The organism is Nonomuraea sp. CX421, from assembly GCF_059358955.1.
In genome coordinates this window covers 1-24002 of record NZ_JCADBK010000028.1, presented here as the reverse complement: position 1 = coordinate 24002, position 24002 = coordinate 1, and the positions used below count along the sequence as shown (strand labels likewise).

Below are 24002 nucleotides of genomic sequence, written 5' to 3'. Positions count from 1 at the left end.
TCGTGGCATGACGGTGAGCCGGAGCAGGAGCGAAGCTCCCTGGTCCGGATGTACGCCGTCACCGGCGGCCGGACGGCGCCGAGGACCGGGCTCGCCATGGAGGCGCTCGTCTCCTCGGCCACGTCGGCTCAGCTCGGAATGACGTACACGCGGGAGTATCGTGCGATCAGCGAACTGTGCCGCCAGGTGAGGTCGGTGGCGGAGGTGTCGGCGTTGCTGGCCATCCCGCTGGGAGTGGCGAGGGTGCTGGTCGCGGACATGGAGGCGGAAGGGCTGGTCAGGGTCTACCAGCCACAGCTAGAGGCGGGGCTGCCGGACAGGCGCCTGCTCGAAAGGGTGCTCAGTGGACTTCGCAGGCTCTAGCTCGGGCCTCACCTCGACGAAGATCGTTGTCGCGGGTGGATTCGGTGTCGGAAAGACGACGTTCGTGGGAGCGGTGTCCGAGATCATGCCGCTGACCACGGAGGCGGTGATGACGGACGCGTCGTCGGGCATCGACGACCTGGCGCACACGCCGGGCAAGACGACCACGACGGTCGCGATGGACTTCGGGCGGATGGCGCTCGACCGTGATCTGCTCCTCTACCTGTTCGGGACCCCGGGCCAGCACCGGTTCTGGTTCATGTGGGACGACCTGGTGCGCGGCGCCATCGGGGCCGTGGTGCTGGTCGACTCGCGGCGGCTGGCCGACAGCTTCCCGGCGATCGACTACTTCGAGGACGCCAAGCTGCCGTTCGTGGTCGGCCTCAACGGATGGGACGGCCACTTCCCGCACATGGAGAACGAGGTGCGCGAGGCGCTCACCCTCTCTCCCCACGTCCCCGTGGTGCGCACCGACGCCCGCGCCCGCGAGGCGGTCAAGCACACGCTCATCGCGCTGGTGGAGCACGCCATGACCGTCCGCGCGCACTGACCGGCCGTCCCCGCACCCCGCCTATGACCCGGCCGACCACCAGGCGGCCGCGACCAGCTCCGCGACCAGGGTCTCGGTGAGCAGGGCGACGTCGGCGTCGTCGTCGTGGCGGTAGCGGATCGTGGCCGCGGCCCCCTTGAGGTCGGCGCCCACGGCCACGACCGTCGAGCCGCGCTCCCGTACCCAGTCCATGGCCTGCTCGTCGTAGCGGGAGCCGGGGAAGAACAGCGCCCGGTAGTCGAGGGTCTTGGTGAGGTAGACGTCCACGTGCGACCAGTCGCCCGTCTCACAGGCGTCGGCGGGCCGGCGGGGGCCCTCGCGCAGCATGAGGGCCGACTGCTCGGCCGACGACAGGTGCTCGGCGGGCGCGACGGCGTAGACGCCGTGCGGGCCGTCGAGGAGTCGCAGCGCCGTGGGGAGCCACTCGTCGCGGCGCTCCAGCAGGTCGGCGGTGGCCTCGGCGGCCCGGCGCACCAGAGCCGCCACGCCGGACTCCCGTCCGGCGCCCGTCAGGCGGGCCTCCAGGGCGAGCAGCAGGGCCAGGGTGTGCTGGAACGTCCGGCACGCGACGCCGCCCCGCTCCTCGCCCGCGAGCAGGGGGACCACCAGGTCGGCCGGCTCGCCGATGGGCGAGCCGGGGGCGTTGGTGAGCGCGGCCACGAACGCCTCCGTGCCGGCGTGACGGGCCACCGCGTCCAGGGTCTCGCGGCTGCCGCCCGTGGCCGAGATCGGCACGACCAGCGTGCCCCGCGAGGCCGGGAAGGTGGCCGCGGCCGAGGCGTACTCGGCGTAGGCGTCGATCCCGGCGGCGCGCAGCCGCAGGGCGGCCACGCCGGCGGCGTAGCGGGAGCTGCCCATGCCGAGGAAGAGCACCCGCTCGATGTCCCGGGGCAGGGCCTCGAAGGGGTCGGCGGTCTCCAGCGACTCGGCCAGCGCGGCCAGGGCGGCCGGCTTGGCCTCCAGGTCGGCCAGGTACAGCTCGGAATTCACGGTGTCTCCTCGGTGTCGTCGTACCAGGTGCGCAGCACGCCCATCGGGGCGTACCGCCATCGGGGCAGGTGGCGGGCGGCGTAGATGAGCTCGCGGCACTCCTGCTCGATCTCGAACGGGCGGATCAGGGACTCGTCCAGCAGGTGCCGTCCGTCACGCTCGGCCAGGCGGTCGCGGTAGGCGTCCAGCAGCAGGCCGCGGGCCGCACGGGCCCAGTCGGCGGCCTGGCCGGGAGGGGTGCCGCGGCGTTTGACGGCCACCTGGGCGACGTGTTCCAGGCTGGTGGTGAGCTGGGCCAGGTCCCGGGCCGCCGGCTGGTACGGTTCGGCCTCGGTGACCGTGGGGTTGCCGTCGAAGTCGATCACCGCGTAGCCGTCGCGCCAGCGCAGGAGCTGGCCCACGTGCAGGTCGCCGTGGATGCGGATCAGCGGGGTGGTGATCGGCGCGGTCAGGGGGGCGAGCTCGCGCCGGAGGTCGCCGGCCCGGGAGGCCAGCCACCGGCCGTCGTCGCCCTCGGTGAGGTCGAGCGCCTCCCGCAGCGCCCGCTCGGCCCGGCCCGCCGCGCGCAGGGGGCCGGCGGGCGGGCCGGCGCCGGGGAAGGTGGCCAGGGCGAGGTGGAGGTCCGCGGCGAGGCGGCCGAGGTCGGCGGCGAAGGCGGTGCGCCCGGCCTCGGCCTCGTCGACGCACCACTCCCAGCCGTCCCGTGCCCCGGGGAGGTAGCCGGTGACCAGCGCCAGCAGCACCTCGCCGGACTTTTCGCGGAGAGTCAGGGCCGCGTAGGGAGGCGCGGTCTGATTGAACCCGGCCTCAACGAGATGGGCCAGCACGTCGACGGCCGGATGCGGCATCGGCGCGGGCGGTGTCAGCCACTTGACAACGATCTGATCACCCACGACGACCGAATAGTTTGTCTGATCGACGTGCTCGCCGAACGCGCGCTCACCTGGGACCCCGGGGTGGAAACCGGCGTCTTGGTGCGAGAAGCTGGGCAACTGCTGGAACCGGCGGAGCCCGAAGGGCAGCGGCACGTCGCCGTCCAACAGCGTGATCAGCGCGGCCGTGAGACCGCGATCTCGCTCTGTGAGATTTCTCTCACCCAGGGAGGTCAACCGCCCCCATATTGAATCCGAATTCAACAACTTGACCAAACTTCCAGGTAGCAATGTCAGCAAAAGTCTTGCTCATGTTGATTTGGCCTGCAACACTCCTGCTCTGGTCTCCCGTGCCCGGTTGGTCGCGTGACCCCTCGTACCCCGGAAATCCAAAGGAGTAGCGGCCGTGTTCCGTACCCGGTTCACCCGTCGTCTTCCGGCTGCCGTCGCGGTGGCCGGCCTCGCGCTCGCCGTCGCGGCGTGCGGCGGTGAGTCGACCGACAGCGCAGAGACGGCCCCGCAGGCGACGGCCGCCCAGCTCAACCCCAATGCCGACCTCTCGAAGCAGTCGCTCAACGTGACGGTCTGGGACGGCTACACGCCGAAGGAGCTGACCGAGAGGTTCAAGGAGAAGTTCAAGGTCTCCGACATGAAGATCGCGCTGCACGCCACCAACGAGGAGGCGATGACCAAGCTCACCGCCACCGGTGACAGCGGCATCGACGTGGCGTTCGTGTCAGGTCAGTACGCGCAGGCGCTCAACGAGCAGGGGCTGCTGGAGCCGATCCACCCCGAGCTGATCCCCAACCTGTCCAACCTGTACCCCGAGGCCACCCAGCTCTCCTACGACAAGGGCAACAAGATCTCCGTGCCCTACACCTGGGGCACGACCGGCATCTGCTACCGGAGCGATCTGGTGAAGACGCCGCCCACGAGTTGGAACGATCTCCTCAAGCCGCCGGCCTGGGCTGACAAGAAGGTCACCCTGATGACCACCGAGCGCTGGCTGGCGCTGCCCGCGCTCAAGGCCCTGGGCTACTCGGTCAACACCGACAAGGACGAGGAGATCGCCAAGGCCAAGCAGTTGCTGCTCGACGCCAAGCCGCACCTCCTCAAGTTCGACGACACCACCTTCGGTGACCTGCTCGTGTCGGGCGAGGCGGTCATGGTCGAGGCGTGGGACGGCTGGTGCCCGACCACGGACGAGAAGCAGAACATCAAGTTCACGGTGCCGAAGGAGGGCAGCGACCTCTGGGTGGACACCATGGTGATCATGAAGTCCTCCAAGAACAAGGAGGCCGCGCACGCCTTCATCAACTACATCCTGGACCCCGAGGTCCACCGCTGGGCCGCCGAGAACATCAACTACAAGGTGCCCAACAAGGCCGCGATGGACAAGGTGAAGGTGGCTCCGGGCTCGCTGCTCGGCATCAAGCCCGCCGAACTGCTCGACGGTGAGTCGATCATCGACCTGGGACAGGCGTCGACGAAGTTCGCGCGGCTGTCGTCCGAGATCACGGCAGACTAACGGCAGAACAGTCGCAGTGAAACCGCAAGCTGACGCCCGGCCGGCCTCCCCCGCGAGGGAGCGCCGGCTGGGCGCGTTCGTGTTCCTCGCGCCCGGCCTGGTCTACCTGGTCGTGCTGATGCTGGTGCCGCTGGCGCTGGTGCTCAGCAACGTCTTCTTCCAGCGCGGACGCTTCGGCGGGATCGTCTACGAGTTCACCACCGAGAACTTCACCCGCCTGATCGACCCGCTCTACCTCGGCGTGGTCGCCGACTCGCTCAAGATCGCCACCTTGACCACGCTGATCGCGCTGCTGCTCGGCTATCCGACGGCCTACCTGATCGCCCAGCTGCCGTCGAAGTGGCGGACGATCGCGCTGGTGGCGATCGTGCTGCCGTTCTGGACCAACTTCATCATCCGGGTCTACGCCTGGATCATCCTGCTCAACGGCCAGGGGCTGGTGAACTCCGGCCTGAAGGCGCTCGGCTTCGACCCGCTCGAACTGCTCTACAACGACGGGGCCGTGGTCACCGGGCTGCTCTACTCCTACCTGCCGCTCATGGTGCTGCCGCTCTACGCCGCGATCGACAAGCTCGATCCGCAGCTGCGCGAGGCGTCGGCCAACCTGGGCGCCTCGCCGTTCACCACGTTCCGCAAGGTGACGCTGCCGCTGACCGTGCCGGGCGTGATGACGGGCTCCCTGTTCGTGTTCGTGCCGACCTTCGGCAACTTCGTCATCCCCGAGATGCTGGGCGGCGGTAAGTCGATCATGGTGGGCAACCTGATCCGCACCGAGTTCCTCAAGGCCCGCGACTGGCCGTTCGGCTCCGCGCTGGCCACCGCGCTCGTCGCGGTGCTCGTCCTGCTCCTCGTCGCGCAGGCCTGGGCGGCCCGCCGTGCGTAGGTCGAGGCTGCTGCACGTCCCGTTCTGGTTCACGTACGTCTTCCTGTACGCGCCGATCATCGTGCTCGTCGTGATGTCGTTCAACTCCGGCAAGTCCGCCTACACCTACGAGGGCTTCAGCCTCAAGTGGTACGGCGTGCTGGCCCAGGACGCGAAGGTCATGGAGGGCCTGGTCAACACCCTGATCGTGGCGGCGGGCTCGACGGCGATCGCCACGGTGCTGGGCACGCTGCTGGCCGTCGGCCTGGCCAGGCACACCCGGTCCAAGACGCTCGACGCGATCGCGCTGATGCCGGCCGTGCTGCCCGACCTGGTGCTCGCGATCGGCCTGCTGGTCTTCTACGGCGTGGTGCAGTTCACGCTCGGCCTCCACTCGGTGACCCTGTCGCACGCCGTGTTCTCGATGGCCTTCGTCGCCGCGGTGGTGCGCACCCGGCTGTCGGGCGCCGACACCTCGCTGGAGGAGGCCTCGCGCGACCTCGGCGCCGGGCCGGTCACCACGTTCATGAAGGTCACGCTTCCGCAGCTGATGCCCGGCATCATCGCCGGCGCGCTGCTGGCGTTCACGCTGTCGCTGGACGAGTTCGTGATCGCCTTCTTCACGATCGGCAACCTCGACCAGACGCTGCCGATCGTCATCTACTCGATGATCCGTTTCGGGGTCACGCCTGAGATCAACGCGCTGGGCGCGATCCTGCTGCTGGTGAGCTTCACCGCGGTGATCGTGGGCCAGCGCCTGACCAAGATCGGTGAGTCACGTGCTCAAGATTGACGGGATCACCCGCCGGTTCGGCGACGTGACCGCGCTCGACGACGTCTCCCTGGAGATCGAGCAGGGCGAGTTCTTCGCCCTGCTCGGCCCCTCGGGCTGCGGCAAGACCACGCTGCTGCGCATCATCGCCGGGTTCGAGACGCCCGACGGCGGCACCGTCACCCTCGACGGCGAGGACCTGCTCGGCCGGCAGCCGAACCGGCGGCCGATCAGCCTCATGTTCCAGTCGTACGCGCTGTTCCCGCACATGACCGTGGCGAAGAACGTCGCCTACGGCCTCGAACGCGAGAAGCTGCCCCGGCAGGAGATCAAGAAGCGCGTCGGCGAGGTGCTGGAGACCGTGGGGCTGTCGGCCCACGGCGACCGCAAGCCCGCGCAGTTGTCCGGCGGACAGCGCCAGCGGGTCGCGCTCGCTCGCTCCATCGTCAAGCGGCCCCGCCTGCTGCTGCTCGACGAGCCGCTCTCGGCCCTCGACAAGAAGGTCCGCGCCGACATGCAGCTGGAGCTCAAGCGGCTGCAGAACGAGGTCGGCATCACGTTCGTGGTCGTCACCCACGACCAGGAGGAGGCCATGTCGCTCGCCGACCGCATCGCGGTCTTCGAGCACGGCCACGTGCGCCAGGTGGACGAGCCGGTCGCGCTCTACGAGCGGCCCCGCACGCCGTTCGTCGCCGACTTCGTCGGCGCCAACAACCTGTTCGAGGGCACCGCCGGCGCCGGGGGGCTGCTGACCGAGGACTTCGGCCCGCTGCCCGGCACCCCGCTGGACGGGCTGGAGGAGGGCACCAAGGCGCTGCTGGGCGTCCGGCCGGAGAAGATCCGGCTGGTCGAGGCGGACACCGTCGCCGGCGGGCTCAAGGGCGCCGTGCTCGACGTCAGCTTCTACGGCGGCGTCTCGCACATCTCGGTCGACGTGCCCGGTCATGTCAGGCCCGTCCTGGTGGCGGTCCAGGGGGCCAGCGGCGTGCAGCCCGGAGCCGAGGTGGATCTGAGCTGGGAGGCGCCCGACGCCGTCATCATCCCGGGGGCGCGATGAGCCCCCGGAGGTCAGTGGACGAGGTCGTTGCCCGTCGCCGTGCGCGCGTAGGACAGGATCAGCTCCGCGGCCTCCGCCGGGCCGATGAGCGGGTGCCTGGCCGTGATGCGGTAGCCGTAGGCGTCCTCCAGGGCCACCAGGTTGCGCGCGATCGTCAGCGAGGCGGCGCTCAACCTGAACACGCCCAGCGCGACCCCGGTGTCCAGGATCGACTGGTACATCGACACCTGGCGGTCGTAGAGCGAGGTGAGCAGCACGCCGTACATCCGGTTGCGGCCGGCCGCCCCGCCCAGCTCGTTGAGCAGCCGCACGTCCGGGTCGAGCGGGCCGGTCGGCAACCCCGACCGGATCGTCGTGGCCAGCTTCGCGACCGGGTCGGTGATGGTGGCGAGCTGGCGCAGCCGCTGCTCGTAGAACCTCTCCATCCCGGCGTGCTGGGCCTCGACCAGCAGCTCGCTGAGGTCGGGGTAGTGGTAGAGGACGGCGCCGGAGGTGAGCCCCGCCTCCTCGGCTACATGCGAGAGCTGGACCCCGTCGACACCGTGCCGGATGATGGCCCGGCGCGCGGCCTCGATGAGGTCGATGCGCCGGTCGGTGCGGCTCTTGCGCTGGGCCATGCTCACCACCTTTTTGTCGGTCGTTCAGGAACTTGCCACCATAGTGCCGTGAAGCTGACCTTCACGCCAGATGAGCATTTGAATTGTCGTTCAATTTAACCGCCCCGGAGTGCATGATGTCTCTCACCGTCCTGTTCATGCCAGAAAGTGCCTACGGGCCCACCAACAACTGCATCGGCATCGGCGACATCCTGCGTCGCCGCGGCCACCGCGTCGTCTTCGCCGCCGAGGCGTCCTGGAAGGGCAAGCTCACGGCGCTCGGCTTCGAGGAGGACCTCGTCGACCTCGCGCCCCCGGCGGAGGAGGAGCAGGACGCGGGCCAGTTCTGGAAGGACTTCATCCGCGAGACCGCGCCCGAATACCGCAAGAGCACGCTGGAGCAGCTGGAGACGGTCACCAAGCCGATCTGGGAGTCGCTCATCGACGGCGCGAAGTACTGCGAGCCGCAGCTCAAGGAGATCATCGAGCGCGTCCAGCCGGACGTCATCGTCGAGGACAACGTCATCACGTTCCCGGCGCTGCTAACGGCGGGCAAGAAGTTCGTCCGCATCGTCTCCTGCAACCCGCTGGAGGTGCGCGGCGAGAACGTCGCGCCGGTCTTCTCCGGGCTGCCCGCCGACGACCGGAGCGAGTGGGACGCCTTCCGCGCGGAGTACGACCGCACCCACCGCGAGCTGTGGAGCGCCTTCAACGAGTGGTGCGTGGAGCAGGGCACCGAGCCGCTGCCGGAGCTCGACTTCATCCACGAGGGCGACCTCAACCTCTACGTCTACCCGGAGATCGCCGACTACACGGCCGACCGCCCGCTCGGTCCCGGCTGGCACCGGCTCGACTCCTCCGTCCGCGAGACCGACGAGTCCTTCGAGCTGCCCTTCGAACGGGGCGAGGGCGCCCTGGTCTACTTCTCGCTCGGCTCCCTCGGCTCCTCCGACGTGGAGTTGATGCAGCGGGTGATCGACGTGCTGGCCACCACCCCGCACCGGTTCATCGTCTCCAAGGGCCCGCTGCACGAGGAGATCAAGCTGGCCGACAACATGTGGGGCGCCGAGTTCCTGCCGCAGACGAAGATCATCCCGCTCTGCGACCTGGTGATCACCCACGGCGGCAACAACACCACCACCGAGGCCCTGCACTTCGGCAAGCCGATGATCCTGCTGCCGCTGTTCTGGGACCAGTACGACAACGCCCAGCGGGTCCACGAGCTCGGCTACGGCGTCCGGCTCTCCACGTACGGCTTCGCCGACGAGGAGCTGACCGGCGCCCTCGATCGGCTGCTCGGCGACAGCGCGCTGCGCGACCGGCTGGCCGCCGCGGGCGAGGAGATCCGCCGCCGCGACGGCCTGCGCAAGGCCGCCGACCTCATCGAAGAATTCGGACAGAAGTAGTCACCATGCGCGAACTGATCAACCCGGCGACCGGACAGGCCCACGACACGGTTCCCGACACCCCGGTCGAAGGCGTGGCGCGGGCCGTGGCCAAGGCGCGCACCGCCTACGCGGAGTGGGCGGAGACCACGCCCGGCGAGCGGGCGCGGCTGCTGCTGCGCCTGGCGGACCTGGTCGAGGCCGACGCCGAGGAGCTGACCCGGCTGGAGGTGGAGGACACCGGCAAGCCGGCGGCCGTCTTCCGCGACGGTGAGCTGCCGTTCGCCGCCGACAACCTGCGCTTCTTCGCCGGAGCGGCCCGCTCGCTGGAGGGCTCCGGCGCCGGGGTGTTCAGTCGCGGCTACACCTCGATCATGCTGCGCCGCCCGGTCGGCGTGGTCGGCTCGATCGCACCGTGGAACTTCCCGTTCGTGATGGCCGTCTGGAAGCTCGGGCCGGCCATCGCGGCGGGCAACGCGGTGGTCATCAAGCCGGCGCCGCAGACGCCGCGCACCACGCTCCGGCTGGCCGAGCTGTTCGCCAAGGCCGGCGCCCCCGACGGGCTCGTCCAGGTGGTCACCGGCGACGCCGAGGTGGGCGAGGCGCTGGTGACCGACACGGGCGTGGACATGGTCAGCGTCACCGGTTCGACCGAGACGGGCCGGGCCGTCATGACCGGCGCGGCCAGGACGCTCAAGCGGGTGCACCTGGAGCTCGGCGGCAAGGCGCCCGCGCTCGTGTTCGAGGACGCCGACCTGGCCGAGATGGCGACCGGCGTGGCCATGGGCGCCACCTACAACAGCGGCCAGGACTGCACCGCCGCCACGCGCGTCTACGTGGCCCGCCAGGTGCACGACCAGGCCGTGGAGGCGATCCGGGCGAGACTTGCCGAAATCACCGTGGGCGACCCCTGGGACCCGGCCACCGACATCGGCCCGCTCATCTCGGCGGAGCACCGGCAGCGGGTGCACGGTTTCGTGGAACGGTCCGGCGGGCGCATCGCTCATGGTGGGAGCCCTGTCGACGGCCCTGGTTTCGCCTACCCGCCCACACTTGTGACGCATGTCGCGCAGAACAGCGATATCGTCCAGGGGGAACTTTTCGGTCCCGTGCTCGTCGTCCTTCCGTTCGACGGCGAGGACGAGGCCGTCAGGCTCGCCAACGACACGCGTTACGGCCTGGCCTCGTCGGTGTGGTCGCGCGACGTGGCGCGGGCAATGAGGGTCTCGCATCGCCTGGACGTGGGTGTGACCTGGGTTAACGACCATCTGCCGATCGCCAGTGAGGCCCCGCACGGCGGGGTCAAGGGCAGCGGATTCGGTAAGGACATGAGCCAGGAGGCGGTGCAGGAGTATTCGGTGACCCGTCACCTGATGGTCAAGCATGCGATGCCGGTGGAGCGAGACTCCTTCCGGCCAGCCTGAAAAACACGTACGGCGATATGCGGCCCAAAAATCACATTTGGTCGTATTTGATGGGAAATGTCCGGTTGGCCGATCTGGTACGGGTTGTGTTCCAATTACCCAGCCCCGACAAATCCCATGCGCCCCACGCGTGTCAGATTTTCGAGCACGTACCGGCGAGAGGTTGCGAGAGTCAGTGAGGACGGATAACCCCAGGCACACCAAGTCCGGGGAGCACACAGGCGGACGGTTCCGGCTGGGGAACTGGCGCGTGCGCTCAAGGTTGGTGGCGCTGATCCTCATCCCGACGGTCGTGGGCGTGCTGCTCGCCGGCGTGCAGCTGGCCGACGCCATCGGCACCAGCGCCGAGTACCGCCGGCTCACCCAGGTGGCCGAGCTGGTCCAGGAGACCGGCCAGCTCTCGCACGAACTCGGCAAGGAACGCACGTTAACGGCCTGGTACATCGCGGACCGGCGCCGGGCCGGGCGGCTGGCGCAGCTCGGCACCCAGCGCAAGGCCGTCGACGCCGCCAAGGCCCGCGTGCTCACCGCCATGCAGGCCATCGACGCCTCCCACTCGCCGCGCGTGCTCGCCGAGGTCGTCGAGATGCGCCGCTGGCTCGACGGGCTGGGCGGCCTGCGCGAGTCGATCGTCGGCGACAGCGTCCCGCCCCGGGCCGCCGTCCGCACCTTCTCGACCATGATCGAGGTTCTCGCCAACCTGCAGAGCGACCTGGCCGCCGGCGTCAGCGACGACCGCCTGCAGGGAGACGTCGCCGCCCTCAGCGCCCTCGGCCGGATGAAGGAAGAGGTCTCCCGCCAGCAGGTCATCCTGGTCGTGGCGCTGATCGAGCGGCAGCTCGACTACGACGACCTGTCCGACTTCCTCGGCTCGTGGAACCGCCAGCAGGCCGAGCTCGCGAGCTTCGAGCAGGAGGCCGCCGCGGCCGACCTGGCCGCGTACCACAAGGGCATGAGGGGCGTGCAGATCGACCGCGCCGACTCCATGCGCCAGCGCGCCCTGGCCCAGCTGCGCGAGTACAAGGCCATCAAGGACCTCGACGTCACCTCACGCCGTGACCTGACCCTCTGGCACGAGAGCACCACGCTGGCCGTCAACACCATGCGCAAGGTCGAGGACGGCCTGGCCCAGGGCATCGTGACCCAGACCCAAGAGCTGAGCGACGCCGAGCAGCGCAGCGCCATCGTCACCGGCGCGCTGATCCTGGTCCTGCTGCTCCTGGTCCTGGTCATCACGACCCGGGTGGCCGGCTCGCTGGTCCGCCCCCTGCGGCGGCTGCGCGCCGAAGCGCTCCAGGTGGCCACCACCCGGCTGCCCGAGACCGTCCGCGTGCTGCGCGAGTCCGGCGACAACGCCGCGGTGCCCGAGGTGCCGTCGATCGGCGTCACCACCCGCGACGAGATCGGGGAAGTGGCCCGGGCCTTCGACGAGGTCCACCGCGAGGCGATCAGGCTGGCCGGCGACGAGGCCAAGCTGCGCGCCAACGTCAACTCGATGTTCGTCAACCTCTCGCGGCGCAGCCAGACCCTGGTGGAGCGGCAGCTGCAGCTCATCGAGGGACTGGAGCAGGGCGAGGAGGACGAGAACCGGCTCGCCAACCTGTTCCGCCTCGACCACCTGGCCACCCGCATGCGCCGCAACAGCGAGAACCTCCTGGTCCTCGCCGGCCAGGAGGCCGCCCGCAAGTGGAGCGAGCCGGTGCCGCTGGTCGACATCGCCCGCGCCTCGCTGTCCGAGGTCGAGGGCTACGAGCGGGTCCAGATCCAGATCCCGTCCAGCGTCCAGATCGTCGGCCCGGCCGTGACCGACTCGGTCCACCTGCTGGCCGAGCTGATCGAGAACGCCATCTCGTTCTCGCCCCGCGAGAGCAAGGTCCAGGTCACCAGCAGCGCCGTCGAGGGCGGCGTGCTCGTGACGATCAACGACCTGGGCATCGGCATGTCGGCCGAGGAACTGGCCGAGGCCAACTGGCGGCTGGCCAACCCGCCCGTCGTGGACGTCGCGGTCTCGCGGCGGATGGGCCTGTTCGTGGTCGGCCGCCTGGCCCTGCGCCACGGCATCCGGGTCCAGCTCCGGATGCGGGAGACCGGCGGCCTGAGCGCCATGGTGATGATGCCCGACATGCTCATCGCCGGCGCGCCGGGATCCGGCCCCCAGCAGCGCGGCCAGTACGAAGCCTTCACCGACTTCGACCCGAGCGCGTTCGACCAGACCTCGGCCAACGGCACCGGCGTCTACGCCTCGCCGGCGATGGGCCTCGACGCCTCGCCGAGGCGGATGGACGACATGCCGTTGGACACCCAGTGGCCGGGGTCGCTGCCCGTGCCCGGCACCGGCAACTGGCCGTCGTTCGCCGAGGAGGCGCCGCCCGCCCCGCAGGAGCCGCGCTGGCCGTCGTTCGCCGAAGAGGCGCCGCCCGCCCGTGACCAGCAGCGCTGGCCCTCCTTCCCCGAAGAGGCGCCGAAGGCGGCGGAGCCGAACTGGCCGTCGTTCGCGACGGAACCGCCTCCGGCCAAGCAGGACGAGCCCCGCTGGGCGTCGTTCGCCGAGGAGCCGCCCGCCCAGCAGGAAACGCGCTGGCCGCCCTTCGGCGAGGAGCCGCGCCGATCGGTCTTCGACACGGACGAGCCGAAGTCCCCGTTCGCGGCCGAGGAGTCACGCTGGCCGTCGTTCGCCGAGACCACCCCGCCACCCGCCGACCCGCACGGACGCAACGGCCATTCGGCCTTCGACCCGTTCGGTCCAGGCGAATACTCCTCGCAGGACCTGACCGGCCCGCTCCCCATCGTGCGCAGCTCGCCGATGGAGGACCAGGGTGACGAGTTCCTGCCGATCTTCTCGTCGGTCGGCTCCGACTGGTTCCGCCGGCCCGACCCCGAGCAGTTCCTGCCCGGTCAGGAGCCCGGCCACGACGCGGAGCCGGAGACTGCCATCCAGCCCGCCGTGCAGTTCGACCGCGCTCCCGAGCCGCTGCCCCAGCGCCGCCCCGAGCCCCACGCCCCGGCGGAGCGGCCCGGGCTGCCGCGGCGCACGCCGGGTGGGTCGGGTGTGAGCGCGTCGTGGTCCTCTCCGGCCGACAGCGGTTTCCAGGCGGCGCAGGCGGCGGCGGAGCCGGCCAAGGGCGGCCTGACCGCCTCCGGCCTGCCGCGTCGCGTGCCGAAGGCCAACCTGGTGCCGGGAACGGCCAGCCTGGCGGAGCCGCAGGCCACGTCACCGGCGCCGCAGATCTCTCCCGAGCGGTTGCGGAGCCGGCTCTCCAGCTTCCAGCAGGGTGTACGGCAGGGCCGGGCCTTCACCCGCGGCGAAGATAACGAGGAGGAGAAATGAGAGAACTGAGCCAGGGAGCGCGTGGCATCAGTTGGCTGATCACTGATTTTGTCAACAATGTGCCAGGCGTCGCGCACACCGTCGTGGTGTCGTCTGACGGTTTGCCACTGGCGTTCTCCGAGGGTTTCCCGAAGGATCGGGCCGATCAGCTGGCCGCGGTCGCCTCGGGTGTGATCAGCCTGACGCAGGGCGCGGCACGCGTCTTCGAGGGCGGCATGGTGACGCAGACCGTCATCGAGATGCAGCGCGGACTGTTGATGATCATGTCGATCAGCGATGGTTCCTGCCTGGCCGTGCTCGCTGCGCCCGACTGTGACATGGGCCTGGTGGCCTACCAGATGACGCTACTGGTCGAGCGAGCGGGCCAAGTGCTCACGCCGGCCGTACGCGCCGAGCTGCAGGCGGCCCGTCCCCGCTAGGGACGGTGACAGGAGATCATGGTGTCAGGTCAGGGTTGGGCTGGTGATAGTACACCGCCGCATCCGGCGGTTCCCCGTTCGCAGAAGTCGAGCTCCTTGGTGCGGCCATACGCCGTGACCGGGGGGCGTACGGCTCCGCGGATGAAGTTCGCCATGGAGGCGTTGGTGTCCTCTGTGACGTCCGAATACCAAGACATTTCCCTACTAAGTCCGGAGTATCAGGCGATCATTCAGCTGACCAGGAACGTCAGGTCGGTTGCTGAGATCTCCGCCCTTTTACGCCAGCCTCTCGGCGTGGTCCGGGTACTGATCGCCGATATGGCGTCGGAAGGCCTGATCCGCGTGCACCAGCCTTCGCTGGATGAGGGGAAGCCGGACCTCAACTTGCTCGAAAGGGTGCTCAGTGGACTTCGCAGGCTCTAGCCCCGGCCTCACCTCGACGAAGATCGTCGTGGCCGGTGGCTTCGGCGTGGGCAAGACGACGTTCGTGGGTGCGGTCTCGGAGATTCTGCCGCTCACGACGGAGGCGGTGATGACGGACGCGTCGGCCCATGTCGACGACGTCTCGCTCACCCCCAACAAGACCACCACGACCGTGGCCATGGACTTCGGCCGGGTATCTCTGGATCGAGACCTGATCCTCTACCTGTTCGGCACGCCCGGCCAGCATCGGTTCTGGTTCATGTGGGACGACCTGGTGCGCGGCGCCATCGGCGCCGTGGTGCTGGTCGACACGCGCAGGCTGGCCGACAGCTTCCCGGCGATCGACTACTTCGAAGAGGCCAAACTGCCCTTCGTGATCGGCATCAACGGCTGGGACGGCCAGTTCGCGCACCAGGAGGAGGAGATACGTGAGGCGCTGTCGCTGAACCCGCACACGCCGATCGTCCGCCTCGACGCCCGCGCGCGCGACTCGGTGAAGAGCACGCTCATCACGCTCGTCGAGCACGCTCTGACCCGCCACATGCACACGCCCGCCTGACGGCTGGCCCACGTGAAAGTGCCGCCGGACCGAGGTCCGGCGGCACGTTGCGTTCGGCACGTCGCGTTCGGCACGTCGCGTTCGTAGGGAGCCAGGCGGCGAGGTCAGGCGGAGGTCGCCTGCGCGGGCACGCCGCGCACGAGCCGGCCGACCTCGGCGCGCAGGTGCACGAAGTCGGGGTGCTCGCGGGTGGTGATCTGGTCGCGGGGCCCGGGCAGGTCCACCCTGAGGTCGCCCACCACGTGCGCCGGGGCCTTCGACAGCACCACGACGCGGTCGCCGACGTAGACGCTCTCGTCGATGTCGTGGGTGATGAGCACGATCGTCATCTGGTGGTGCCCGCGCACCGTCAGCACCAGGTCCTCGAGGTCCTCGCGGGTCTGCGCGTCCACGGAGCCGAACGGCTCGTCCATGAGCATGAGCGAGGGCCGGTAGGCCAGCGCGCGGGCGATCGCCACCCGCTGCTGCATGCCGCCCGACAGCTGGAACGGGTACTTACGCCCCGCGCCCTCCAGCCCGACCGACTCCAGCGCCTCCTGCGCGGCCTCGCGACGCTGCCGCTTGTCCATGTTCCTGCGGCGCAGCGGCAGCGCGACGTTGTCGGCCACCGACATCCACGGGAACAGCGAGCGGCTGTAGTCCTGGAAGACGACGGCCAGGTTGCCGGGCGTCTGGCGGACCAGCTCTCCCTCGACCCTGATCTCGCCGCCGGTGGGCGTGATCAGTCCGGCGATGGAACGGAGCAGCGTCGACTTCCCGCAGCCGGAGGGCCCGACGATGCACAGGAGCTCACCCTCGGCGACGCTCAGCTTCAGCCCCTCGATGGCGCGGTGCTCGTTGGGGCTGCCTGGTCCGTACACATGCGTGAGGTTGTCTATCTCGAGCAAGGGATTTCCTCGGGGGAAGCCGGATTCAGTACATCGACTCTAGCGAAGCCGGGAATAGTTGCATATGCGAAATGTCCATTCCCGGCGTTCGTCAGGGGGAGCGGATCAGCTCTGGGGACGGCGCAGGTAGCGGCCCAGCGGCGGGCCCACGATCTTGCCCGCGTCGAGGACGTGGTGGCCGCGCACGAACGTGTCGGTGACCTTCGCGGTCAGCTCGAACCCCTCGAACGGGGTGTACTCCTGCGCCGACTCGGAGTCGGCGGCCCGTACGGTCCACGTGGTGCCCGGGTCGACCAGGCAGATGTCGGCGTCGAAGCCGGGGGCCAGGGCGCCCTTGTCGCGCAGGCCGTACCTGCGCGCCGGGTTCCATGAGGTGAGCGCGGCGATCCGCCCGTACGGCAGGCCGCGCCGCCGGCCCTCGGTGATGAGGCCGGGCAGCAGGTACTCGGCGCCGCCGAAGCCCGCCTTGGCCAGGAACACGTCGTCGGCCGGGGCGCCGAACTTGAGCTCCTCACGGCAGCAGGCGTGGTCGCTGACCACCCAGTCGACCGTGCCGTCGAGCACGTACTCCCACAGCGCCTCGACGTCCTCCCGCGGTCTGATCGGCGGGTTGACCTTGGCGCCGAACCCCTCTGCGGTGTCGATGTCGGCCAGCAGGTGGCCGATGGTGACCTCGCGGCGGAAGTCGATGTGCGGGAACGTCCTGGCCATCCGCACCGCGGCGTCCAGCGCCTTGCGCGAGGACAGGTGCAGCAGGTTGACGTTGCCGAGCCCGGTCTCGTGGGCCAGGTAGGAGGCGATGAAGACGGCCAGGCCCTCGGAGTGCGGCGGGCGGGAGGCGCTGTAGGCCGCCAGCCCGCTCAGGTCGCCCGCCTCCTCGACCAGCCTGGTGTAGGCGGTCATGATCTCGGCCGTCTCGCAGTGCAGCGACAGCGAGATCTCGTCGGCCAGCTCGGGGAACCGCTCACGGGCCGCCTGCACGCCGCGCATCACGAACTCGAAGTGGGCGTAGTCGTAACGCTCGTCCTCGGGCAGCATCAGGAACGCGTTCTGGTCGGCCGATCGGCCGTGCAGCCCGTGTCCGCCGTAGAACATGAAGATCTTGAACGACGAGACCCCGAATTTCTCGACCAGGTCGGGCAGCTCGTCGATGTGGGCCCGGGACATGGGCGCGAGGTGGAACCCGTAGTCGACGTACGCCTGGTCGGCCGCCTGCGCGAGCACCTCGGGGAAGAAGTCGGCGTACGGGCCGCCCCTGTTCAGGTAGTACTGGCCGGTGCGCATGTAGGTGAGCGCGGTCGTGACGCCGCCCTGCGCGCAGGCCCTGCTCTCGGAGCCGGCGTCGTCGGCCAGCCGGTTGTAGATGCCCCAGTGCTGGTGGCCGTCGACGACGCCGGGGAAGGCCAGCCGACCGGCGCCCTCGATCACGTCCGGGACGCCCTCGCCCGGCAGGCCGGGAGCGATCCGGTCGATGCGGCCGTCGGTCACGGAGATGTCCGCCGGGATGGGCTGGTCCCGATCGTGAGTGACCACCCGGACGTTCTTAAGTAACAGGTCTGTCACAACCGCCTCCTAAGCGGTGCCGCGGGCGCCGCGATGCCAGGTGAGGACGCGTCGCTCCGCCAGAAGGAACAGGGAGTTGAAGGCGTAGCCGAGCACTCCGAGCACCACCACGCCGGCCCAGATCGCCGGCATGTCGGCATTGCTGCTCGCCACGCTCAGTAAGTAGCCGATGCCGTCAGTGCTGCCCTTGAGTTCCGAAATGACCATCAGGATAAGCGCCAGAGAGACGCTGAGCCGGAGACCCGCGAAAATTTTCGGTGACGCGGCGGGCAGAATGATCCGGAACAACCGCAGATGCCGGGGCAGCCCGAAGACGGTCGCGGTGTCCGTCTGCAGGTGGTCGACGTTGCGAGCGCCGTCGATCGAGTTGAGCAGGATCGGCCAGATGATGCCGAAAACGATGGTCGCCACCTGCACCTGCGTGCCCATCTGGAAGAGCACCAGGAAGACCGGCAGCATGGCGGGCGGCGGCACCGCCCTGCCGAACTCGACCAGCGGATCGATGTAGTCGGCCAGCCACGCGGTGCGCCCCAGCGCGACGCCGAGCCCCACGCCCAGCACCACGGCCGCGCCCCACGACCCGACCACCCGGACGAGGCTGGGCCCGAAGTTGTCCACGGCCTCCTCGGTGAGCAGGAACGGCCCGGAGAACCACATCTCGTACATCCGGGAGGCGATGAGCATGGGCGGCGGAAAGAACGGGTTCGCGGCCGCGGTGGTGGCGAGCTCCCAGGCGACGAGGACGACCGGCACCAGCCAGAGCCGCTTGACGATGGTCCGGATCACGAGAATCGCCACCTGAACAGCCGCCGCTCCGCGCGTTGCAGCACGGTGTTGACGGCCAGCCCGACGGCGCCCGCCCACATCAGGGTCGCGATCACGTCGACCATCGCGTCGGCCCCGATGCCGGTGCTGGCCTGGATGAGGAACGCGCCGATGCCGCCGGCGCCGCCGACGAAGTACTCGACGCTGATGGCCAGGATGAGCGTGATCGAGGCCGCGAGCCGGATCCCGGTGAAGATGAACGGCGCGGCGCTCGGCAGCGACACCCGCATGATGACCGAGCCGCGGCCGAAGCCGAACGAGCGCAGCGTCTCGGTGGCCACCGGGTCGACGTCGCGGACGCCGTACAGGGTGTTGATCAGGATGGGCCAGGCGGAGGCGTAGACGATGAGCGCGACCTTGGCGTTGATCTCGGGCTGGAAGGCGAACAGGGCCAGCGGGATCAGCGCGACGGACGGGATGGGACGCAGGAACTCGACGATCGCCCGGGTCATCTCCTCCACGACGGGCACGGTGCCGAGGAGCAGGCCGAGGGGTACGGCGACCAGCACGGCCAGCGGCAGGCCGATGGCGGACGCCGTGAGCGTGGAGAGCAGGTCGCCGAGGAAGGCGGGGTCGAAGGCGAGGCCGACCGCCCGGGCGAGCGAGGCGGAGGCGGTCGGCAGCCAGGTGAGCAGGCCGGTGCGGCCGGCCAGCTCCCAGAGGAGCAGGAACGCCGCCACGCCGATGACGTGGCGGACGAGCTTTCCGAGCCTGGCGCGGGAGAGGTGGAGCCGTTCTCCCCGCGCCAGTGTGGTCGTCGCGGTCATCCCTGAGAAGAGACGATCATCGAGGCGACGTCGATCTTCTCCTTGATGAAGCCGTACTCGTGCATCAGGTCCGCGACCCGCTGGATGCGCTGGGCGCTGAGCGTGGTGGGGTAGGCGCCCAGGTTGATCGTGGCGGCGGTGTCCGCCGGGATCTTGGTGAACGTGGGCAGGATCTTCGTCACCGCGCTTCGGTCGGTGGCGGCGATGTTCTGGGCCTTGGCCATCGCCCGCTGGAAGGCGGCCATCGTCTTCGGGTTGGTGGCCACCCACTTCTCGGTCGCGGCCCAGCCGGTGATCGGTAACGCCTCGGTCGGCCCGGACATCGTGTCGACGAGCATGGTCGCGCCGAGCTTGTTCTTGGCCTCGCTGACGTACGGGTCGGTCATCCAGACCGCGTCCACGTCTCCCTTCTCCAGCGCCGACAGCCAGTTGGTGGTCGGCACCTCCACGTACGTGACGTCCTTGCTCGGGTCGGGCGGCGGCTTGAGCCCGCTGATCTTGAGGTGCGGGTTCATCGTGAGGACGCCGAGCCCGGCGAGCGAGTTGACGCCGATCTTCTTGCCCTTGAGGTCGGCGACCGTCTTGATGGGGGAGTCCTTGCCCACCATCACGCCGAAGCCGCCGGCCGCGCCCTGGTAGGAGTCGGCGATGTACTTGAACTTCTCCACTTTCTGGCTCTGGATCGTCAGGATGGTCGCGTAGCTGCCGAGCACCACGTCCATGCTGCCGTTGGCCAGTTTGGGCAGCACCGCCTGCGGTGCCTGGATGGCCTCGGTCTTGACTGTGAGGCCCTGCTCTTTGAAGAACCCGCGTTCTATCGCGATGAACAGAGGGGCGGAGTCGGCCCCAGGATACTGGCCGATCAAGAGAGAAGTCTTCTCCAGACCGTTTGCGTTGGCGGCCTCCGTGGTCTTGCCATCCGAGCTGGAACACCCCGTAATGACAAGGGTGACCACAAGTCCAATCATGGCGGTGCGCCCTTGAGCACCGAACCTCATGTCGCGTCTCCTTTGATCGGGGGTGATCGACGACGGTCGCACCCTAGCGCAGGCAACCCCTTGCGCATGCTCCCCCGATTCTGGAAATTATCAATATATATGCGGAAAAAATGATCACACTGTATTCATGGAGGTATGTCCGGTTCGAAGTGGACAGATGGGTGGCGTTCATCCCGAACGTGTGGCTACTGTCGAGACGTAGAGACGTGTGCTAGGTGATCGATCGACCGTGACCTTTACGGGCGATATCGATTATCAGTTGAACATAAATAGGATTTCGGTCATTTAGTGTCCCGGGGGCGGCACGGAGGCCACGCACGTGCACAACCAGATCTCTTGCACCAGGCCATCTAGGAGAGGTCGCGGAGGCCAGTGAGAAATACATTGCCCCCAGCAGGCGGGGATGCGGGATTACCAGCTGAGGAGCCCTCGCACCCGACCCCTCATACCAGAGGCAAGCCGACCCGATCGGGCGGATTCGGGCTGCGCAACTGGCGGGTGCGGTCCAAGCTCCTCGCGCTGATCGTGATCCCCACCCTGGCGGCACTGATTCTCGGCGGATTCCGCGTCGCCTCCTCCGCCAGCAGCGCCAACGAGTACGAACAGGTCAACCAGACCGCGATCGTGGCCAGCAAGCTGACCCGGCTGGCCCACGAGACCGAGTTGGAACGAGACCTCACCGCCAGCTACGTCGCGCTGGGCCGCGGCGGTGACCGAAACCCCGTCACCGCCCAATACTCCGCGGTCGACAGCCTCGTCGACGACGCCCGGGGCGGCGTCCAGGCACTCGCCGACTCCGACACCCCCCAGCGCGCCCAGGCCCTGCGCGTGCTGAACCGGTTCGACGAACTGGCCAACTCCCGCAAGACGGCGGTCGAGTCCAAGCTGAACGTCGCCTCGGTGATCGAGCTCTACGACCAGTCCATCTCCGACTTCCTCGCGCTCAACGACAACATCGACCAGGGCGCCGTCGACAAGGAGCTCACCGACAGCGTCGCCGGCTTCGCCGCCCTGTCCAGGGCCAAGCAGTTCGTCTCGCGGCAGCGCGCCCTGCTCGTCGCCGCGCTGGCCGCCGGACGCTTCGGCAAGGAGGAACTGGACGCCTTCATCGCCGCCCGCGCCCAGCGCGACGGCGAGCTGGCCACCTTCCGGGCCCAGGTGCCGCTGGAGCTGCGCCAGGCCTACGACGACACCGTCAGCGGCCAGGCGGTCGACCGTGCCGAGCTGATCCAGGCGCGCGCCATGGCGTTGCAGGACGCCGGCCTGCCGCTGACCGACCGGGGCCTCGGCCTCACCCGCGACGGCCAGGCGTGGTTCGGCGCCGTCAGCAAGACCATCGACGGCATGCGCGAGGTCGAACAGCGGGTCGCCGACTCCATTCTGCTGCGCAGCCAGACCGTCCAGCGGGCTGAGCAGCAGGGCGCGATGGTCTTCTCGTTCGCGATCGTGGCCCTGTTGATCCTCGTGCTGCTCGTCACCGTGATGATGGCCCGCTCGCTGAGCGGCCCGCTGCGCAGACTGCGCCGCGAGGCGCTGTTCATCGCGGGCCGCCGGCTGCCCGAGACCGTCCAGCGGTTGCGCGAGTCCGACTCAGGCGGGCAGGTTCAGGTGGAGCCGATCGGCGTCGTCTCCGACGACGAGATCGGCGAGGTGGCGCGGGCGTTCGACGAGGTGCACCGCGAGGCGGTGCGCCTGGCGGGCGAGGAGGCCAGGCTGCGCAGCAACGTCAACGCGATGTTCGTCAACCTGTCGCGTCGCAGTCAGACGCTGGTGGAGCGGCAGATCACTCTGATCGACGGGCTGGAGCAGGGCGAGCAGGACGAGAGCCGGCTGGCCAACCTGTTCAAGCTGGACCATCTGGCCACCCGCATGCGCCGCAACAGCGAGAACCTGCTGGTGCTGGCCGGCCAGGACCCGCCACGTCGCTGGAGCCAGCCGGTGAAGCTGGTCGACGTGGCCCGGGCCTCGCTGTCGGAGGTCGAGGGCTACGAACGCGTGGTGCTGCAGGTGCCCGACGGCGTGTCCGTCGCCGGTCAGGCGGTCAACGACGTCATCCACCTGCTGGCCGAGCTGGTGGAGAACGCGCTGTCGTTCTCGCCGCGCGAGACTCGCATCACGCTGTCGGGCAGCCGCATCGACGGCGGCGGCGTGATGCTGTCGATCACCGACTCCGGCATCGGCATGACCCAGGAAGAACTGATCCAGGCCAACGAACGCCTCACCGATTCGCCGAGCGTGGACGTGTCGGTGTCGCGCCGGATGGGCCTGTTCGTGGTCGCCCGTCTGGCGCACCGGCACGGCATCCGGGTGCAACTGCGCCCGCACGCCTCCGGCGGTCTCACCGCGATGGTCCTGCTGCCCGAGTCGATGCTCGGCGCCCAGTCGCCCGCCTACGCGAGCTCGAACCCGTCCCAGGAGGACGCCTTCAACGGGCCGAAACTGGCGCCCTCTCCCGCGCCCGTCCCGCCGTGGCAGGGCGGCACCTACCAGATGGGGCCCGGACACCCCTCCTACCCGTCCGGCCCACCGGCCCCGGAGCAGAACGGCGGCTGGCCGATGCAGCCGCAGTGGCCGTCCGACCCCGGCGGCTGGCCGTCCGACCCGCGTGCCGGCTTCGGTGACGCCGACGTCTGGATGTCCCCGCCGCGCGAACCCGGCGCCTGGCCCGCCGCGGGCAACGGTCTGCCCAGGCGGCCGCCGGTGGACGCGCCGCCCCCCTGGAACCCCCGTGAGCGGGGCGACTTCACCCGGCCGCCGGCCCGGCCCCAGCGGCCCGAGTTCCCGGAGACCGACGCGGCGAACACCGGCCCGATCCCGGCGGTCAACACGCCGCCGTCGGCCGGTGACGAGTACCTCCCGATCTTCGCCTCCGTCGAGTCCGCCTGGTTCGCCAGCGGGGCGAGCTGGGGATCGGCCAAGGCCGACGCCGGATGGAGCAAGGCGGAGGCCGTGGTGGAGCCGGTGCGTGACGGGGCGACGGCTTCGGGGCTGCCGAAGCGGGTGCCGAAGGCGAACCTGGTGCCGGGTTCGGCGGACACGGCGTCGGCGCCGAAGGGCGTCACTCCGATGCCGTCGGTGTCACCGGACCGGATCCGGAACAGGCTGTCCAGTTTCCAGCAGGGATTCCGGGCGGCACGTGACGACATCACCGAGGGCAAGGCGTATCCCTCTGACCCGAGGAACGCCAACAGGGAGGAGGGCGCATGAACGACCTGAGTCACGCCGCGCGCGGTGTCGACTGGTTGATCACTGATTTCGTCAGCACCGTTCCGGGCGTCGCGCACGCCGTCGTGGTCTCATCCGATGGTCTGCCGCTGGCGGCCTCGTCGGGGTTTCCCGCGGACCGGGCGGATCAGCTGGCCGCGATCGCCTCCGGCCTGGTCAGCCTCACCCAAGGGGCGGCCCGGGTGTTCGAGGGCGGCGCGGTCAATCAGACGATCGTGGAGATGCAGCGCGGGCTGATGCTGATCATGTCGATCAGTGACGGCTCGTGCCTGGCCGTCCTGGCGGCTCCCGACTGTGACATGGGGTTGGTGGCCTATCAGATGACGCTCATGGTGGATCGCGCCGGACAGGTGCTCACGCCGGCGGTGCGCGCCGAACTGCGCGCTACCCAGTCCAGGTGATGTAGGTGACGGACCCAAGGTGGAACAGCGGCGGCCGCGAGCCGCAGGCGTCGTCGTCTCCCGATCCGGGTTCGCCGGTCCGTCCGTACGCGGTGACGGGCGGACGTACGGCGCCCAGGGTCAAACTCGCGATGGAGGCCCTCGTTTCGTCGGCGACGGCTGAGCATCGGGAGTTCTCGCATATCACGCCGGAGTATCAGGCGATCAG

At 69.3% G+C, this 24002-nt stretch carries 23 protein-coding genes; 15 read left to right on the top strand and 8 right to left on the bottom strand.

Going from position 1 to position 24002, the window contains the following annotated elements; translation table 11 throughout:
• Positions 1-48: 48 nt before the first annotated feature.
• Together AC5L3X_RS33530 and AC5L3X_RS33525 are read left to right on the top strand one after the other, a co-directional pair.
• Positions 49-363 (top strand): DUF742 domain-containing protein, encoded by a 315-nt coding sequence (locus tag AC5L3X_RS33530; RefSeq protein ID WP_372459741.1) that lies wholly within the window; start codon positions 49-51, stop codon positions 361-363.
• A complete protein-coding gene (locus AC5L3X_RS33525; protein ID WP_189126212.1) occupies positions 344-913 on the top strand; it encodes a GTP-binding protein in 570 nt (189 codons plus the stop codon). Before AC5L3X_RS33530 ends, AC5L3X_RS33525 begins: the two co-directional genes overlap by 20 nt.
• A 21-nt stretch (positions 914-934) precedes the next feature.
• Here AC5L3X_RS33525 and AC5L3X_RS33520 read toward each other — a convergent pair whose 3' ends face one another.
• Positions 935-1903, bottom strand: coding sequence for an SIS domain-containing protein (locus AC5L3X_RS33520; protein ID WP_494862374.1), 969 nt, complete (start codon positions 1901-1903; stop codon positions 935-937).
• Positions 1900-3012, bottom strand: a complete 1113-nt coding sequence (locus tag AC5L3X_RS33515) for a hypothetical protein (protein WP_494862372.1) — start codon at positions 3010-3012, stop codon at positions 1900-1902. Before AC5L3X_RS33515 ends, AC5L3X_RS33520 begins: the two co-directional genes overlap by 4 nt.
• A 169-nt stretch (positions 3013-3181) precedes the next feature.
• On the opposite strand from AC5L3X_RS33515, the gene AC5L3X_RS33510 reads away from it, so the two are divergent.
• From AC5L3X_RS33510 to AC5L3X_RS33495, 4 genes are read left to right on the top strand one after another with little or no spacing between them, the layout of a single operon-like run.
• Entirely contained in the window at positions 3182-4303 is a 1122-nt protein-coding gene (locus AC5L3X_RS33510) for a polyamine ABC transporter substrate-binding protein (RefSeq protein WP_494862371.1), read from the top strand.
• 16 nt (positions 4304-4319) lie between these two features.
• Positions 4320-5186 carry an ABC transporter permease gene (locus AC5L3X_RS33505; protein WP_225263482.1) on the top strand — a complete coding sequence of 289 codons (867 nt, stop codon included), beginning with the start codon at positions 4320-4322 and terminating at the stop codon, positions 5184-5186.
• Positions 5179-5958 (top strand): ABC transporter permease, encoded by a 780-nt coding sequence (locus tag AC5L3X_RS33500; RefSeq protein ID WP_189126216.1) that lies wholly within the window; start codon positions 5179-5181, stop codon positions 5956-5958. Before AC5L3X_RS33505 ends, AC5L3X_RS33500 begins: the two co-directional genes overlap by 8 nt.
• Positions 5945-6994: an ABC transporter ATP-binding protein gene (locus tag AC5L3X_RS33495; RefSeq protein ID WP_494862370.1), complete on the top strand. Its 1050-nt coding sequence runs from the start codon at positions 5945-5947 to the stop codon at positions 6992-6994. The genes AC5L3X_RS33500 and AC5L3X_RS33495 overlap by 14 nt, the downstream gene beginning before the upstream one ends.
• Before the next feature lie 11 nt (positions 6995-7005).
• Here the strand turns inward: AC5L3X_RS33495 and AC5L3X_RS33490 are convergent, their stop codons facing one another.
• A complete protein-coding gene (locus AC5L3X_RS33490) occupies positions 7006-7611 on the bottom strand; it encodes a TetR/AcrR family transcriptional regulator (RefSeq protein ID WP_189126218.1) in 606 nt (201 codons plus the stop codon).
• Positions 7612-7748: 137 nt separating this feature from the next.
• Here AC5L3X_RS33490 and AC5L3X_RS33485 point away from each other — a divergent pair, with 137 nt between their 5' ends.
• The 6 genes from AC5L3X_RS33485 (at position 7749) to AC5L3X_RS33460 (ending at position 15128) form a co-directional block, all read left to right on the top strand.
• On the top strand, positions 7749-8996 hold the full coding sequence (locus AC5L3X_RS33485; protein WP_494862368.1) for a glycosyltransferase: 1248 nt from the start codon (positions 7749-7751) through the stop codon (positions 8994-8996).
• Positions 8997-9001: 5 nt separating this feature from the next.
• Positions 9002-10399 carry an aminobutyraldehyde dehydrogenase gene (locus AC5L3X_RS33480; protein WP_494862366.1) on the top strand — a complete coding sequence of 466 codons (1398 nt, stop codon included), beginning with the start codon at positions 9002-9004 and terminating at the stop codon, positions 10397-10399.
• 250 nt (positions 10400-10649) lie between these two features.
• Complete coding sequence (locus tag AC5L3X_RS33475) at positions 10650-13727, top strand: sensor histidine kinase (RefSeq protein ID WP_494862364.1); 3078 nt, start codon at positions 10650-10652, stop codon at positions 13725-13727.
• Positions 13724-14146: a roadblock/LC7 domain-containing protein gene (locus tag AC5L3X_RS33470; protein ID WP_055507217.1), complete on the top strand. Its 423-nt coding sequence runs from the start codon at positions 13724-13726 to the stop codon at positions 14144-14146. Before AC5L3X_RS33475 ends, AC5L3X_RS33470 begins: the two co-directional genes overlap by 4 nt.
• Positions 14147-14164: 18 nt before the next feature.
• Positions 14165-14569: a DUF742 domain-containing protein gene (locus tag AC5L3X_RS33465; protein ID WP_225263479.1), complete on the top strand. Its 405-nt coding sequence runs from the start codon at positions 14165-14167 to the stop codon at positions 14567-14569.
• Entirely contained in the window at positions 14550-15128 is a 579-nt protein-coding gene (locus AC5L3X_RS33460; protein ID WP_189126222.1) for a GTP-binding protein, read from the top strand. The genes AC5L3X_RS33465 and AC5L3X_RS33460 overlap by 20 nt, the downstream gene beginning before the upstream one ends.
• Positions 15129-15232: 104 nt before the next feature.
• Here the strand turns inward: AC5L3X_RS33460 and AC5L3X_RS33455 are convergent, their stop codons facing one another.
• The 5 genes from AC5L3X_RS33455 to AC5L3X_RS33435 form a co-directional block, all read right to left on the bottom strand.
• Positions 15233-16015 (bottom strand): ABC transporter ATP-binding protein, encoded by a 783-nt coding sequence (locus tag AC5L3X_RS33455; protein ID WP_494862362.1) that lies wholly within the window; start codon positions 16013-16015, stop codon positions 15233-15235.
• A gap of 105 nt (positions 16016-16120) precedes the next feature.
• Positions 16121-17578, bottom strand: coding sequence for a dihydroorotase (locus tag AC5L3X_RS33450; protein WP_494862361.1), 1458 nt, complete (start codon positions 17576-17578; stop codon positions 16121-16123).
• A 9-nt stretch (positions 17579-17587) separates the two neighbouring features.
• Positions 17588-18364 carry an ABC transporter permease gene (locus AC5L3X_RS33445; protein ID WP_225263476.1) on the bottom strand — a complete coding sequence of 259 codons (777 nt, stop codon included), beginning with the start codon at positions 18362-18364 and terminating at the stop codon, positions 17588-17590.
• The gene (locus AC5L3X_RS33440) at positions 18361-19170 is read right to left on the bottom strand and encodes an ABC transporter permease (protein ID WP_494862359.1); all 810 of its coding nucleotides are present in this window, start codon (positions 19168-19170) and stop codon (positions 18361-18363) included. The genes AC5L3X_RS33445 and AC5L3X_RS33440 overlap by 4 nt, the downstream gene beginning before the upstream one ends.
• On the bottom strand, positions 19167-20138 hold the full coding sequence (locus AC5L3X_RS33435; protein ID WP_494862357.1) for an ABC transporter substrate-binding protein: 972 nt from the start codon (positions 20136-20138) through the stop codon (positions 19167-19169). The genes AC5L3X_RS33440 and AC5L3X_RS33435 overlap by 4 nt, the downstream gene beginning before the upstream one ends.
• 528 nt (positions 20139-20666) lie before the next feature.
• Between AC5L3X_RS33435 and AC5L3X_RS33430 the strand changes: the two genes are divergently transcribed.
• The 3 genes from AC5L3X_RS33430 to AC5L3X_RS33420 form a co-directional block, all read left to right on the top strand.
• Positions 20667-23375: a sensor histidine kinase gene (locus tag AC5L3X_RS33430; RefSeq protein WP_494862355.1), complete on the top strand. Its 2709-nt coding sequence runs from the start codon at positions 20667-20669 to the stop codon at positions 23373-23375.
• On the top strand, positions 23372-23794 hold the full coding sequence (locus tag AC5L3X_RS33425) for a roadblock/LC7 domain-containing protein (RefSeq protein WP_225263474.1): 423 nt from the start codon (positions 23372-23374) through the stop codon (positions 23792-23794). Before AC5L3X_RS33430 ends, AC5L3X_RS33425 begins: the two co-directional genes overlap by 4 nt.
• Positions 23795-23799: 5 nt before the next feature.
• On the top strand, positions 23800-24002 hold a 203-nt coding region (locus AC5L3X_RS33420), incomplete at its 3' end, for a DUF742 domain-containing protein (protein ID WP_494862353.1).

Excerpts from the sequence above, each read along its gene's own strand:
- AC5L3X_RS33530 (WP_372459741.1), top strand. The coding sequence starts at position 49 with ATGTACGCCGTCACCGGCGGCCGGACGGCGCCGAGGACCGGGCTCGCC.
- AC5L3X_RS33490 (WP_189126218.1), bottom strand. The coding sequence starts at position 7,611 with ATGGCCCAGCGCAAGAGCCGCACCGACCGGCGCATCGACCTCATCGAG.
- AC5L3X_RS33485 (WP_494862368.1), top strand. The coding sequence starts at position 7,749 with ATGCCAGAAAGTGCCTACGGGCCCACCAACAACTGCATCGGCATCGGC.
- AC5L3X_RS33480 (WP_494862366.1), top strand. The coding sequence starts at position 9,002 with ATGCGCGAACTGATCAACCCGGCGACCGGACAGGCCCACGACACGGTT.
- AC5L3X_RS33470 (WP_055507217.1), top strand. The coding sequence starts at position 13,724 with ATGAGAGAACTGAGCCAGGGAGCGCGTGGCATCAGTTGGCTGATCACT.
- AC5L3X_RS33465 (WP_225263479.1), top strand. The coding sequence starts at position 14,165 with ATGGTGTCAGGTCAGGGTTGGGCTGGTGATAGTACACCGCCGCATCCG.
- AC5L3X_RS33440 (WP_494862359.1), bottom strand. The coding sequence starts at position 19,170 with ATGACCGCGACGACCACACTGGCGCGGGGAGAACGGCTCCACCTCTCC.
- AC5L3X_RS33435 (WP_494862357.1), bottom strand. The coding sequence starts at position 20,138 with ATGATTGGACTTGTGGTCACCCTTGTCATTACGGGGTGTTCCAGCTCG.
- AC5L3X_RS33425 (WP_225263474.1), top strand. The coding sequence starts at position 23,372 with ATGAACGACCTGAGTCACGCCGCGCGCGGTGTCGACTGGTTGATCACT.